Origin of the sequence: Sphingobacterium paramultivorum, assembly GCF_014109745.1 — a bacterium.
GTDB lineage: Bacteria > Bacteroidota > Bacteroidia > Sphingobacteriales > Sphingobacteriaceae > Sphingobacterium > Sphingobacterium paramultivorum.
In genome coordinates this window covers 2,569,948-2,583,398 of record NZ_CP058555.1, presented here as the reverse complement: position 1 = coordinate 2,583,398, position 13,451 = coordinate 2,569,948, and the positions used below count along the sequence as shown (strand labels likewise).

Below are 13,451 nucleotides of genomic sequence, written 5' to 3'. Positions count from 1 at the left end.
CGGCTTTTTTAGTATCTCGTTTGGTCTCGTTAGGTTGGTTTTCTCATAATTTTTGTTTTTGGGTTATTTTATGGATAATTGGTTAGTTTGAAACAAAGAGTTTACGAACTCCATTTTCTTGGATCAATTCAAATTTAATATGGCTACGCTCCAGGATCTTTAGGACTGCCGCGAGACTTTTCGTGCGTTTAATTTCGCCATATAAAAGTGTTTCTTTTATCGGTTGCGTGTAGATGATTTGCAGGTCATACCATTGACCGATCAGTTGTAGAGCAGTATGAAGGTCCGTTTCATTAAAATAGAATTTATTGTCGAGCCATGCGATGTAATTAGCGGGATCGACCACTTTTTTCGATAGTTGACCCGAAGCTAAGAGCGCTTGCTGATTGGGCTTGAGCTGTAACGTTTGCCCTTGCGCCGATAGATTGATACTCCCCTCTACAAGCGTTGTACTACTTTGGGATTTCGAATAGGTGTTTACGTTGAATTCAGTGCCCGTGACTTCAATTTGTTGCCCGTTGGAAAGGACATGGAAGGGCACCTTTTTATTTTTTGCAATTTTAAAATAGGCTTCACCGTCCACTTCAACAACACGTTTGTTTTTTGCAAAATGAAGCGGGTATTTAAGTGTTGTTTTTGCATTGAGCGTAATCTCCGATCCATCTTCCAGTTGGAGTTGCAGCATTGTGCCAGTAGGGGTGTTGACCGTGGCCATCAGATCTCCTTTTAAAGATGCGTTTTGAAGGATAGTACCGTCTTCGTAGGTTAAATTTTCTCCTGAAACCAAGGCTCCTTTCTGACTCGATACCTGGAGCACTTTGCCGTTCGAAAGCCGTATTTCTGCCTGGTTGCTCTGTGCTTCTACATCATTTAAGACGATTCGATTACTGACCGGTGCAAGTTGTTTTCTAACCATGAAATACATCAAACCTCCTAAGATTATGCTTACTAAAGCTGCTGCATAGGGAAGCAGGTGTTTTATATTTCTGATAGGAGATGGTTTAACAGCAGAGGTCCGAATAGTTTCTAGGGTCTTTGCTTTTAACCTTTCGTTCCAATCCATTGTATCTGAAGCCTGAAGCTCGCTCCATTGATTCAAGTCGTTTATCAAATCATGGTTATCCAGGAGGTCTTCAAAAAAAATACGGTGTTCTGCTGATTCATTCAACCATAACTTTAAATCGGTCTTTTCATCGGACGTTAAGTTGTCGCCGATATACTTTATGATTAGTTGTTTGATATCATCAGTCAATCTCATGGTATATAATTTTAGATAGATACGTAACAGGGAGGATAAACCTTAGTAAAAAAGTAAAAAAATAATTAGGTGTAGCACGTCGACAAATATTAAGCTCCAACCGACCAATATCGTCAATACCACGTCCAATATTGCTTTGGCATTTATCTTAACGGATTAATTCGCATCTTTAAAGAAGATTATTGTTTTTACTTAAAGCTTGATGGTTAAAGGGATTTATCAGCTGTAACTTGTAAAAGGTCGGCGTTGAAATCAGTTTTGGGATTGCCGCTCCCCGCAGGAACTGGTCGAAATTTATTAAAGGGAAATAGGAGGGAACGAGGAGTTCAGGCCTATTCGCCGCTTTGTTTATTTATTTTAAAATATTGTGCTGATGAAAAGAAAGCTGAGTTTTATTTTCTTGCGAGTTATAGGGTTTAGTGTATTGACGACCTTTGTCCTTACAGCTATACTTCAGGCAAATAATGAGGCGGCAAAAAGAGCACGTTGCTACATGCCCTTATTTACTGAATTGCTGCTTTCATTCGTGGCACTCTGTATTGCGATTGGTACGATGTCTATTTTTCTAAATCTAAATAAGCAATTCAGAAGCAGTAGGCTCGCACGGGCACTATCCTTTGTTTTATTGCCCGCCGCAGTTAGCCTATTGTTTTCGTCCTTTCTGATCCAAACTGGTGGAGCATCCAACTTATTTGAAATGCTCCACATGGCTGCAACCATAGTTCCGGTATGGGGGCTGATCTTATGGCAATATAATAGATTTAATCATTGGCTGGCTACTACGACTTACCAACATTAATTATAATGACGGCCATTAAAATCAGGAGTATGCCAAACCATTGGAATCCTGAAACAACTTCCTGTAGAACCAACATGGCAGATAAGGTAGAAACGGGAATTTCTAAACTGGAAATAATATTTCCCATCGCTATGCCGGTTTTTGGGATTCCTTTTGTAAATAGTAAGGGTGGAAGAATAGTTCCAAAAATGGCAATCAAAAATCCCCAAGGTAATGCATTAGGTTGCATATACCGAATAATATCAATGTTCCAAAATGCTACGATGAGCAGCAGTCCGCCTAAGACCAAGAATTGGCTACGTATCGGACTCGGCAGCTCTTTTTCCACTGTGCTTGATGCACAAATTGCCAGCGCATAACTTATTCCCGCTCCGAAACCCAGTATTATTCCTCTGTAATCAAGGTTATTATTGTTTTGGAAGAGATTGGTTGCTAAAGTCGTGCCTAACAAAACAATAATAACTCCTGTTATCTTGCCCTTTGACGGAAACTTTTTCAACAACACTGCTTCTGCAACCAAACTTATCCAAATGGATTGCATCAGTAAAATAATTCCAACGGATACGGGGATATATTGGATGGAGAGATAGTAAAGTGTTGTTGTTAGACCAAGGGAAATGCCCCAGACCATCAGTTTAATTTTTGATGAAAATTTGATGACTTTATGTTCTTCTGCATTACGCTTTGACAACAGATTAAAGGCTAACAAAAAAAGAAAACCAAACATAAACTGCAGAAAGGTCAACAGACTTGTGTGTATCCCTAAATGGTTTGCATATTTCACAATTGTTGCGAGCAGTCCGTAGCTGCAAGCTCCGGCAGCAACATAGAGTGTCGATTTATAATCCTTCATGTTGAAAGTAGTTTTGAAATAAAGCCAATTGTTGTGATAGTGATTTGCTCCAATAAGCAGTATCGTGTCCTCCTTTTGATTCGATGTAAAGATGCTCGATATTTTTGTCGGTCAGATGCTTGTGGAATGTACGGTTCATTGCCAGCATTTGTAGGTCCTCGGTCCCACAATCGAGGATATAGCGTTGTTTATTTAGTTTCATTTTATCTTCGTTGCTGTAGATGCGGTCTACATCGTTCAGATTTTTATAATCGCCCAATACCTTGTCTACCTGATATTGCTGGTAGGCTTGTCCGAAGCGGTCGAAATCAAGAGCACCGCATGAACTTCCGACGATCGAAAATGTCTGTGGATAGGCTATGCCGATGTGCAATGCTCCGTAGCCGCCCATGCTCCAGCCCAGTATTCCGCGCGCATCTCGGTTTTGTTGCGTCGGGTAGTGATGATCGATGTAACTTACTAGCTCATTTCCGATAAAAGTGGTGTACTGTGCATGTGGATCGATGGGACTATCTACGTACCAAGAATTGAAATTTCCATCTGGTAGTACATAGATAGTCTGAAATGTTTTTGCTTTTTGGATTAAGTCCGGAATATCTTCTTGCACTGTACGGGTCGGGTTGCCGCTATAACCATGGAGAATATAAACTGTTTTATAATTGATCCCGTCTTGCATGTCGGGTGTAATTATAATGGTTTCAATGTTTTTGTCCATTTTGGCACTATGGATTTTTGTCTTAACGACTTTTTGCGCCGCCAGTGGTAGGCTAAGGGCAGAAAATAGGAGTGTGTATACTGTTTTCATAGCTTAAAATTTTGTCTTTATAAGGCAAAATTCAACAGTATAATCTTTAAAAACGTGTACACATGTTGATGGAATTATTCTTTTAATTCCTTACGGATACGGCTTAATTGCGTGGGAGTTACACCAAGATAGGAGGCGATATGATGCTGCTTGAGGCGTTTGAAAAGCACCTGATTCTTAACAAGTTCAAGATAACGTTCCTTTGCAGATTCCCACTTGAGCTCGATTTCAAGTGGTTCTTTTTTGACCACCCAATTCTTTTCAAGGTAGGCTATCTGAAAGAGCGCCAAATCATGCTTTGTGCGGACAAGCTCACGGAAAGCCTTGGCTGAATATTGAATTAGCTCCACATCTTCGAGTGCAATGATGTTGAAGGTGCTCGGTTTTTCTTCAATGATGGCGGCGGTGGAAGCGCAAAAGCTATTTTCTTCAAAAAACATTTTGTAGATGGTATCACCATCAGGATCTAATTTATAATAACCTAATAATCCTTTGCATATAAAATAATAGTACTTAGCATATTCTCCAGCACGTAGAATATGTTCATTTTTTTTGAACTGCTTCACCTGAAAGATAGTTTTCAAAATTTCTGTCGTAGCTGGGCTAAGCGCAGCATAAGTATTCATTTCGAAAAGGAGTTTTTCTATCATCGTTGCTCCATGTTTTCTTTTTTATCAATACCGAGTCATGTAATACCGAATTGCAAAGCTAAGGAAAAAAGAATTTATGCAATTGGACAATGCCATGTATAAGCATTATTCGTCTGAAAACAGGAGTAAAATCATTACAAGGTATTTACGACCTGTTGGAGAATAAAATCTAGCTGTCGATCAAATTTTGTGTTTAAGTCTTTTGGTTGTAATGCTATTTCAACATCTGGTTTTATGCCTTTTGGATCACTCCTAAAATTCGGCGTCTTCATTTTATACTGGAAAGTAGGTATCCAAACTAATGTTTTCGAATATGGTAAGGCAAAAGCCTGTCCACCTGCATTACTGTAGCTACTTCCCTGGCTATATTCACCATAGAATTTTCCAATTTTATATTCCCGCATTAGGGATAATAAATGCCCTGTGGTTGAAAAACATCCACCATTTATCAAAACACTAATTCGTCCGGTATAAAAATTCGTTTTATTTTCTTGTTTTTTAAACCACCAATAATCATCAGGACTATTGGTCGATGTGTAGCAGTTTAGTCCGTATTTATTCTTCGTTTCTTCTAAGTCTATTTCTTCGATATTATCAGGAAACTGTGCATAGTGTTTCCAAGCTTTTACGCTGTTGTATTTGGCTCCAACATAGTTAAAATAATCATAGGGCACATTGACCAGATACGAAAATAAGTAATTGGCTATTTCTGCGGCGCCGCCACCGTTGTCACGTAAGTCAATAACTAGGTTTTTTATTTTTAAACTGTCAACTTTTGCGAAAAAAGCATCTAGTTGACTTTGTGCAATTTTTCTGTCAGCTTCGTTGTAGCCATTTTCAAAAGAATGAAATCTGAGTATGGCGGCATTATTTGATTTGAAGTCTGTCGTTAGTGGTTGAATATTTTCGGTACTGGCTTTAGTGAACGTATCAAAAGTAATCCCAGGAAAAATCGCTTTCTTGACATGTCCATTTTCCTCCATATATTCAATTTCGAATGTTTCAGATGGGTTATAAATAAAATAATAGAAGGGGAAATTTTTAAACCTTGTGTTTAATCCAGTCTCATTATTTCCTTCCAGATGGATATAGTTTTTAATTTCTTTAACAACCGAATGGATGTTCTTTCCGTTGATTTTCAGAATCTGTAAGCCGGAATAGTTGCTGTTTTCTACAACAGACTTATCAAAGTAGTATTGATCTTTAATTTTATAGACACTGAATGGGAAAACCAATCTCTCTTTTAGTAATGCTAAAATTTTATTTCTGTCAACTGCGGTATGACCATCTTTAACCTTTGCCATTAATGTAGCGGTCAATTTATAGTATTCTATGATTGACAAATCATGCTTGATGGAGTTTTTTAGATCAAAATAAGTTTTGTCAAATTCCTTCTTTGAGGTAAACATAAACTCTCCAGGATGAATGCTATTCATCAAGTTATATAGCGTAGTAAATTCGGCGGTAATACTGTCTTTTTTTAGGGTTTTATCAAACAAAAAGTTGTTTTGCGCAAAGCTGAAATTTATTTTAAAAAATAGGAGTAGAAATAATACTTTAAAATTCATAATTGATTAGTTATTAAGTCTCGCAGTTGACCGACCTGCTGGTGATTAATGGAAAAAATATAGACGCCGTGGACCAAATTGTACAAAATGTTCAATTTCAGATCATACGGGCCAATACTTTTCCAGCTCGTCCAAACTTAAAGAAAAAAATAGTACGAAGGGCATTGATGTATACATATTTTATGCTTTTTTGGGGGTACAGATGAAAACTTATTAGGATTTCATTCCGACGGTTTTTTTTACTACCCAGTTCTTTTCGAGATAAACAATCTGAAAGAGTGCTAAATCGTGTCGGATCATCATTACACTCAGGGAAAGGTTTGACTGAATTCTGAATCAACGCTACATCGTCGAGTGCAATGATGTTGAATGCGCTCGATTTTTTTTTGGTGATGGCGGCGGTGAAAGCACAAAAGCTATTTTCTTCAAAAAAGACTTTGTAGATGGTATTGCCATCAGCGTCCAGTTTAGAATGACTTAATATTCCATTGCATATAAAATAATAGTGCTTGGCATATTTCCCAGCACGTAGTTGAGTAAAGGATTTTTACCGACTACACCCGCTAAACCCCGCAGTGTCGAATTACGCAAGATTCGGATTTTTTAAATTTTTAAGTATATAGATATTTGTATTATAAATATTTTATGCTATGAAAGTTAAAAATTGTTTAACAAGCGATATTGAAGATATAATGGCACTTTATAATGCCGCCAGAGATTTGCAAATGCAGCGGAAAATGGTCGTTTGGCCTTTCTTTGAATATTCATATCTAAAAAAGGAAATAGACGAGAGCCGTCAATGGAAAATCGTTATAGACCATATAATAGCATGCAATTGGACCATCACCTTCGAAGATAAGGAGATTTGGGGCGAAAAAGATAAAAACGATGCTATTTATATTCACCGTATCTGTACGAATCCAAAATTGAGGGGAAATAGATATATCGATGAAATCGTAGACTGGGCAAAAGAATATGCAAAGAACCTTGGAAAACGTTTTGTCCGCCTTGACACTTTGGGAAATAACACAAAATTGATTCAACATTATACTTCGGCAGGTTTTAGTTTCTTAGGAATGGTTAAATTGACTGAAACAAACAATTTGCCGGCTCATTATCAAAACGAGAGAAATTGCTGTCGCTTTGAATTAGATCTGCAAATTAGGAATTGATTCCTGAATCACTATTTATATCACTCAAATATTTATATTTGAGTGATATAAATAGTGATGCCATTAACGATGTTCTCTCCACTAACCATACTGAATACTATTGCGAGTATCTCTGCTTTAGTTCATTCACCTAGACTGCAAGCCTTAGCCAAAATGGATAGGGGTGCAATTGTGCTAAAAACAGGGCAAAAAGTAACGAATTTATTTAAGCAGCATCTTCTTGTTAAAATAACTATTCAACAAAAAGATGGCAAAGTCTTCAGATCATCTGTTTATCCCGAGATTTATATCGCTATCACAATAGCAGGCATCTCAAAGAGGGGAGGGCAGTATGAGCTTTGCTGAAAAAATTCTTTTCTTTATTAGTTTGTTGGGAGCATTTAACGCGTTCATTTTAGGCGTTTATTTTATCTTCTTTACAGCTAAGAAATATTTGCCTAATTACCTTTTAGGTGGATTGTTGATGGTACTGAGTATTCGGATTGGCAAATCGGTTATTTATTTTTTTGACGCCAATTTACCACGGACATTTCTTCAAATCGGGTTAACCGCATGTCTTTTTATCGGACCTTTTTTGTATTTCTTCATAAAATCTGAAATCAGAAAGATTAAAAGATTACCTCGCCTGTGGTTATGGCAACTTGTCGTCTGGTTTATATTGATTGTTGTAATCGGTGTTATTTACCCTTACCAATATTTTGCGCCTTTATGGTGGCATTACATCATCCCTCTTATTTATTTTCAATGGGGGATTTATATTGTTTTTTCAGTCTTTTTACTGATGCCAATAATAAAAAGGGCGTTTGGTAAAGAAGAAATAAAAGTTTTTGAAAAATGGATATTGACCATATGTGGTGGGGTATTGCTACTTTTTGTATCCTACGTTTGGGCATTTTTTAATATTACCAAGGGCAGCTATATCCATGCAGCTATTTTCTTCTCTTTGATTATTTATCTCGTCATATTTACGTTGCTTTATCGAAAAAAAACGAACGACCTCTCTTCTTTCTCTTTGCATAAATATGCAGACAAAAAAATAGATACTGAGGAGGTAAAGCAAATAATAGGGAAGTTAACACTGGTAATGACTGAAAAGGAGCTTTTTAAAAATCCAAACTTGAAGATATCAGAGTTGGCAAAAGCAATCAATATTTCCACTCATCAACTTTCACAGATTCTAAATGAAAGTATTGATAAGAATTTTACCCTTTTTGTGAACGAGTATAGAATAAATGAGGCCTGCAAACTATTGTTAAGTAATCCAAACCTCACGGTTGAAGCTGTGGCGGATGAAGTCGGGTTCAATGCAAAATCAACTTTCTTTGCCGCGTTTAAAAAAATGCGGGGTACAACTCCCAGTGTTTATCAGAAATTAAATACTCCAGATTTATAAAATCGTAGTACTGCATTTAGGTTATAAGACCCTAATCATAAAAGTAAGGTGCAAATTTGAGAATCAAATAAAAATTTTATTACTTATCAAAACACTTTTATGAAAAATGTAATTCTGACTCTCCTATTAATTGTCGTTCTTTTTTCTTCCGCATTTTCTCAAAATCAGCCGACAGAGAGACAGCTAATAGAAAAGACAATAGAGCTTTATTTCGATGGTTGGGCAACCGGAGATAGTACTAAATTAGGACAGGCTATGCATTCTTCCTGTCATTTAAAGAACTATAACAATGGTAAATTTGTGGAGTTTACCAGAGATCAATACCTAAGTTTATTCAAACCTCATGAGCGTAACAAAAATTTAAAAACGCGCATAGTGGCGATGGATATTACCAACAATATGGGGAGCGCAAAAGTTGAAATCAGCACGGAGAGAGATTTGTATACAGACTATTTTAATCTGATGAAAACCAACAAGGGCTGGTTTATTGCCGATAAAGTTTCGACACGAACACCCCATAAAATAGTGGATGTAAACGCTATTCTACCGAAAAAGGAAACCATCATAGAAGGTTTAAAACGGCCGTGGAGTATTGCTTTTATGTCAGAGAATGAAGTGCTGATATCAGAGAAAGAAGGCCATCTTGTGAAGATTAATCTTTTGACCAAAGAAAAGACTAAGATACAAGGTTATCCAACCGATTTGGAGGATAGCATCGCTGGTTTTGGGGACAATACCGGGAAATTTGAAATATTATTAGATCCCGATTTTAATACAAATAAGTATGTTTACTTATCGTATGTCGCCAAAAAGTCAGCGAGCAGAACGACAAAAATTATAAGAGCAGTGCTGAAAGACGACTCCTTACAGCAAATTAAAGTCCTTTTTGTCGCTGAGCCTTATACGAAAGAGCGGTATCACTACGGTGGTGGAATGGTGTTTGGGAACGATGGTAAACTCTATTTTACCATTGGCGAAAGATTGTTTTCTGAGCAGGACGAACCAATTATTCCTATTGCACAAAATATCGAAGATAAAAGAGGGAAAATTTATCGAATTAATTCTGATGGAACTATCCCAAAGGATAATCCGGATTTTGGAAGTAAGGCGACTCCTGGATTATATGCGATAGGAATTAGGGCGGCGCAAGGAATAACGCTTGATAGAACTCATAACAAAATATGGTTTACCGAACACGGTACGCATCAGGGAGACGAAATTAATGTGCTCCATGCAAAAGCGAATTACGGTTGGCCAATGAAAACGACTGGGAAGTATCGTTTTGCGGAGTTTGCACCCAAAGCTATCCCCAATAATGTCTATACGGACCCTGTATGGTACTGGTTACACACTGTTGCACCGACAGGGTTACATTTTTATTCGGGAAGCGAGTTTGCAGCTTGGTCGGGAAACTTACTTGTGGGCGGATTATCGAAAGGTAGTTTATGGCGAATGGTTATCGAAGGGGAGTATGTACAACGTGTTGAAGAATTATTTACTGATGATAGAGTAAGGATACGAAAAGTGACACAAAGCCCCATGGGTAAATTATATATTCTTACGGATGAAATTGATGGTAAGTTAATCAGAGTAAAAAATGCAGCTTTCTAAACGGAAGCGAGTTATTGCGAATATTCCCACCGAAAGAAATTGCTAAATAAAATACGCAGATTTCTTATATAACATCAAGGAGGAAAAGGGGCTTACGGCAGATACATATAAAAAAGTCGTCCGGGCGATTTATAGTGACAGGTGTTGCTAATGTGTCTGCCGTATTTATACCCGGCTTTGTACCGGCATTGAGATTTTTACTGTGAGGTGTCATTTCTCCTACGGATGCTATCGTTGTTACAACTGCTTTTGAAGAGATTGAAGGATCCGAAAAAAATGCTTGCTATTCTTTTTGGATGTAGTACTCGGTTCCATTCAGACCGACATATATTTCCTTGTCGAGGTCGCCGCGATAGCCAATAAACAGCGGATACTGCTGTTCACGTAATGGATTATTATAAAGCTCCTCAATATTCGCATACTTTGCTTTTACAATGATTTGATTAGTCTCACTATTTTTTATTCCCTTTAGTAAAGTGTTCTCACTGGTAAAATCTACGTAAGGTATTTCTTTTCTTTTGGGGCGGAAAATCAATTTAACTCCTTCTTCAATCAACGCCTTATTTTTTATGCGAAATTCCTGAATGGATTGTTCTTCCGGAAATATTTGTTTTCCACTCTGGTTGTCTTTGATGTGTTGAAAGAGTGTGTTTTGATCTATGCTGTCGCTATAATAAACAGTTGAATTTTTGTACAGATAAATTGTTGTTTCACCTGTTTTAAAATCGGCAGCATTGTATTTATATACTCGTGTTCCCTTTTTATCGATACGGTAGCGTTCGCCATTGAATAGTACCCAAGCATAGTCTTCTGTTCCATATTTAATGATCTCGGGATTATTTACATGGAAAAGTTGGAAATTGTAATCAGCTTCGAATAGTTCTGCTTTTTCAAAAAGTACCTTTATTTTAACGTTTAGTGATTTGTCACAGTAGCCAAATAAGCCGTTCTGCATGAGTGTCGGAATTAAATCAGGATACACCAAATCCGTTAAAGCTAATTTATCTTGGGCATGAGTAGGTATACTTAAGAGGGTTAGAAGAAGTAAAACAAAATTTTTCATCCGTTGTGCTATTTAATGTGCATAACAAAACTATCAAATTAGATCTGTTAAAAAATCAATGAAAATACTGATTTTTAATCGGGGGAATATTAGTGCCAATTCACCGTTAAAAATTAATCCAAATTTTCTATCTTTGTGGTCTGTTATACTATATCTAACATATTATCTGGTCTTACTCGAAAGACAACTCTAAAAACAGAGTGATTAATGCATTGAAATCTTGTGGTTTTTAATGCACAGATAATCCTATCGACTTATTTCTTAATCTTAAACAAAACAAACGATTATCAAATCGATTGCATTATCACTTTTGCGGTGTATTCAACATTTCAAAATGTGGTGAAACGATGAATAAAAATGAATAGTAAACAGTTAATAAGTAGAGATATAGAGCTATTTTACAATAGAGCATCCGAAGAAACTCGACTTGACAAAGGAATGGGCGTATTTGAATTTGAAAGAATTAAATCACTCGTAGAAAAATATATACCAACTTCATCTTCAAAAATAATAGACATTGGTGGTGGTACGGGAAAGTATTCGGAATGGCTTGCTAAAAAAGGACATCAAGTTCATTTGGTAGAGCCAGTTGCAAAACATATACAAATAGCCCAAAACAGAGCGAATAGATTAAAGAACAAGTTTTTTGTACATTTAGGAGAAGCTCGAAAATTGGAATTTCCAGATAATTATGCAGACCTAATAATACTACACGGCCCTCTTTATCATCTTCAAAAAAAGGAGGATAGAGATTTAGCCATTTGCGAAGCTAAACGTATTTTAAAGAATGATGGGATTATTTTGGGTTTTGCCATCAATTATACGGCATCAACATTGGTTGGTCTTTTAAACGGCTTAATTCACAAAAAGCCATTTTTTGAAATGTGCAAAGAAGAACTAATAAGGGGGATGCACAATCCGCCCGATGATTTCCCTTGGCTTTTAGCAGAAGCATTTTATCATAAGCCACAACAGCTAAAAGATGAATTTATAAATCAAGGCTTAACCTATCTAAATACTTATGCGGTTGAGGGTATGGCATGGTTGGATAAAGAATACTTTGCCAATATGCTGAATAACAAAAAACGAAGAACATTAATGGAACTTATTCAAGTTACTGAAAACGACAGCTATCTTTTACCCTTTAGTCCACACATGATGATAGCTGTGCAAAAAAAATATAATTATGGAAAATAAAGAAAAATATTACAGAGCATTAATAGAAAATGACGGTCAACTCAATGAAATTGACCTCGGGGAAAAAATAGGACTTAATGAAGATGAAACAAACGAAATAATTGTACAGCTTCTAGCTGAACATAAAATTGAATATGCAGAAAACAGAGCGTGTAATTACAGTCTAATGAAAAGGGTAAGAAAGAAAAATAACAGCAGGTAATGAGAGCTAAATTTTACAATCAGACATTGTCTAAACTGGAAACGGCAATCAACGAATTGGAAATTGAAACCGATTGCTCCGTACAACGTATGGAGGCTGTTATACACTTTATCCTTGAAGCACAGCGCTGAGCCTCCATTGGACCGAACCCGGCCGACCTTTCTTTCGAATCCTAATAGTCTTAAAACAAGAAAAGCTAATCTTGCGATTAGCTTTTTTCAGTGATCCCGCTGGGATTGGCTCAGCCCCTCATGTCCCAAGCACAGCCCTGAGCCTCCATTGGATCGAACCCGGCCGACCCTTCTTTCGAATCCTAATAGCCTTAAAACAAGAAAAGCTAATCTTTCGATTAGCTTTTTTCAGTGATCCCGCTGGGATTCGAACCCAGGACCCATACATTAAAAGTGTATTGCTCTACCAGCTGAGCTACGGAATCTTACTTCTTTGTTTTTGAACTACCGTTCCTTGTTTGAAGTGATGCAAAGATAGGGTTAATCCCTATTCCACGCAAGTATTTGTGCGATAAAAATGCGCTACGGCTGTTTAGGGCTTCATTTTTAGTGATTTATTTTTTTATTTAGGACAGAAATTCCCGGTCTTCATCGGATAATTGGGACTTTCTGTCGCTGTTTTCTTCTTCCGATTCGTCTATTTCTTCCTCTTCATACGCCCGCTGTTTCTTTTTTCCGATTTTCAATAGAGATACAAATACAATTCCCGCAATAAAAAAGGCCAATAGTAGCTTCCATAGTGTCACCTGTGATTCCCCGAGAAAATTGAGCTGCACCGATTGCGGATTTTTGACACACACAACTGTGATGATAACCGTTATCAAGATTAAAAAGATATTACGCATGTTACTGTAAACTATATGTCGTTA

Annotated in this window: 14 protein-coding genes and 1 tRNA gene; 7 read left to right on the top strand and 8 right to left on the bottom strand. The window is 37.0% G+C overall.

Annotated elements, in window-relative coordinates:
- Window positions 1–82: 82 nt before the first annotated feature.
- Window positions 83–1,258 carry a FecR family protein gene (locus HS960_RS11235; protein WP_182332686.1) on the bottom strand — a complete coding sequence of 392 codons (1,176 nt, stop codon included), beginning with the start codon at window positions 1,256–1,258 and terminating at the stop codon, window positions 83–85.
- Window positions 1,259–1,631: 373 nt separating this feature from the next.
- Here HS960_RS11235 and HS960_RS11230 point away from each other — a divergent pair, with 373 nt between their 5' ends.
- On the top strand, window positions 1,632–2,057 hold the full coding sequence (locus HS960_RS11230; RefSeq protein ID WP_153846908.1) for a hypothetical protein: 426 nt from the start codon (window positions 1,632–1,634) through the stop codon (window positions 2,055–2,057).
- On the opposite strand, the gene HS960_RS11225 is transcribed toward HS960_RS11230, so the two are convergent.
- The 4 genes from HS960_RS11225 to HS960_RS11210 form a co-directional block, all read right to left on the bottom strand.
- Window positions 2,038–2,910 carry an EamA family transporter gene (locus tag HS960_RS11225; RefSeq protein ID WP_182332684.1) on the bottom strand — a complete coding sequence of 291 codons (873 nt, stop codon included), beginning with the start codon at window positions 2,908–2,910 and terminating at the stop codon, window positions 2,038–2,040. The two genes, HS960_RS11230 and HS960_RS11225, sit on opposite strands and share 20 nt — an antisense overlap.
- Window positions 2,897–3,715, bottom strand: coding sequence for an alpha/beta hydrolase (locus HS960_RS11220; RefSeq protein WP_182332682.1), 819 nt, complete (start codon window positions 3,713–3,715; stop codon window positions 2,897–2,899). The genes HS960_RS11225 and HS960_RS11220 overlap by 14 nt, the downstream gene beginning before the upstream one ends.
- A gap of 74 nt (window positions 3,716–3,789) precedes the next feature.
- The gene (locus HS960_RS11215) at window positions 3,790–4,365 is read right to left on the bottom strand and encodes a Crp/Fnr family transcriptional regulator (RefSeq protein WP_182332680.1); all 576 of its coding nucleotides are present in this window, start codon (window positions 4,363–4,365) and stop codon (window positions 3,790–3,792) included.
- Between the two features lie 134 nt (window positions 4,366–4,499).
- Window positions 4,500–5,933: a S41 family peptidase gene (locus HS960_RS11210; protein WP_182332678.1), complete on the bottom strand. Its 1,434-nt coding sequence runs from the start codon at window positions 5,931–5,933 to the stop codon at window positions 4,500–4,502.
- A gap of 650 nt (window positions 5,934–6,583) precedes the next feature.
- Here HS960_RS11210 and HS960_RS11205 point away from each other — a divergent pair.
- The 3 genes from HS960_RS11205 (at window position 6,584) to HS960_RS11195 (ending at window position 10,109) form a co-directional block, all read left to right on the top strand.
- On the top strand, window positions 6,584–7,105 hold the full coding sequence (locus tag HS960_RS11205) for a GNAT family N-acetyltransferase (RefSeq protein ID WP_153846913.1): 522 nt from the start codon (window positions 6,584–6,586) through the stop codon (window positions 7,103–7,105).
- A gap of 331 nt (window positions 7,106–7,436) precedes the next feature.
- Window positions 7,437–8,498, top strand: a complete 1,062-nt coding sequence (locus tag HS960_RS11200; RefSeq protein WP_182332676.1) for an AraC family transcriptional regulator — start codon at window positions 7,437–7,439, stop codon at window positions 8,496–8,498.
- Window positions 8,499–8,597: 99 nt separating this feature from the next.
- The gene (locus tag HS960_RS11195) at window positions 8,598–10,109 is read left to right on the top strand and encodes a PQQ-dependent sugar dehydrogenase (RefSeq protein WP_182332674.1); all 1,512 of its coding nucleotides are present in this window, start codon (window positions 8,598–8,600) and stop codon (window positions 10,107–10,109) included.
- Window positions 10,110–10,392: 283 nt separating this feature from the next.
- On the opposite strand, the gene HS960_RS11190 is transcribed toward HS960_RS11195, so the two are convergent.
- Window positions 10,393–11,172 carry a hypothetical protein gene (locus HS960_RS11190; protein WP_182332672.1) on the bottom strand — a complete coding sequence of 260 codons (780 nt, stop codon included), beginning with the start codon at window positions 11,170–11,172 and terminating at the stop codon, window positions 10,393–10,395.
- A 357-nt stretch (window positions 11,173–11,529) separates the two neighbouring features.
- Here HS960_RS11190 and HS960_RS11185 point away from each other — a divergent pair, with 357 nt between their 5' ends.
- Genes HS960_RS11185 through HS960_RS27015 form a run of 3 tightly spaced genes read left to right on the top strand, consistent with a single transcriptional unit; the run spans window position 11,530 to window position 12,702 of the window.
- Window positions 11,530–12,369: a class I SAM-dependent methyltransferase gene (locus HS960_RS11185; RefSeq protein ID WP_159728627.1), complete on the top strand. Its 840-nt coding sequence runs from the start codon at window positions 11,530–11,532 to the stop codon at window positions 12,367–12,369.
- Window positions 12,359–12,571: a hypothetical protein gene (locus HS960_RS11180; RefSeq protein ID WP_120334664.1), complete on the top strand. Its 213-nt coding sequence runs from the start codon at window positions 12,359–12,361 to the stop codon at window positions 12,569–12,571. Before HS960_RS11185 ends, HS960_RS11180 begins: the two co-directional genes overlap by 11 nt.
- On the top strand, window positions 12,571–12,702 hold the full coding sequence (locus tag HS960_RS27015) for a hypothetical protein (RefSeq protein WP_259255229.1): 132 nt from the start codon (window positions 12,571–12,573) through the stop codon (window positions 12,700–12,702). The genes HS960_RS11180 and HS960_RS27015 overlap by 1 nt, the downstream gene beginning before the upstream one ends.
- A gap of 232 nt (window positions 12,703–12,934) precedes the next feature.
- Here the strand turns inward: HS960_RS27015 and HS960_RS11170 are convergent.
- Together HS960_RS11170 and HS960_RS11165 are read right to left on the bottom strand one after the other, a co-directional pair.
- Window positions 12,935–13,007, bottom strand: a tRNA-Lys gene (locus HS960_RS11170).
- A gap of 141 nt (window positions 13,008–13,148) precedes the next feature.
- Window positions 13,149–13,427: a lipopolysaccharide assembly protein LapA domain-containing protein gene (locus HS960_RS11165; protein ID WP_153846918.1), complete on the bottom strand. Its 279-nt coding sequence runs from the start codon at window positions 13,425–13,427 to the stop codon at window positions 13,149–13,151.
- Window positions 13,428–13,451: the final 24 nt, after the last annotated feature.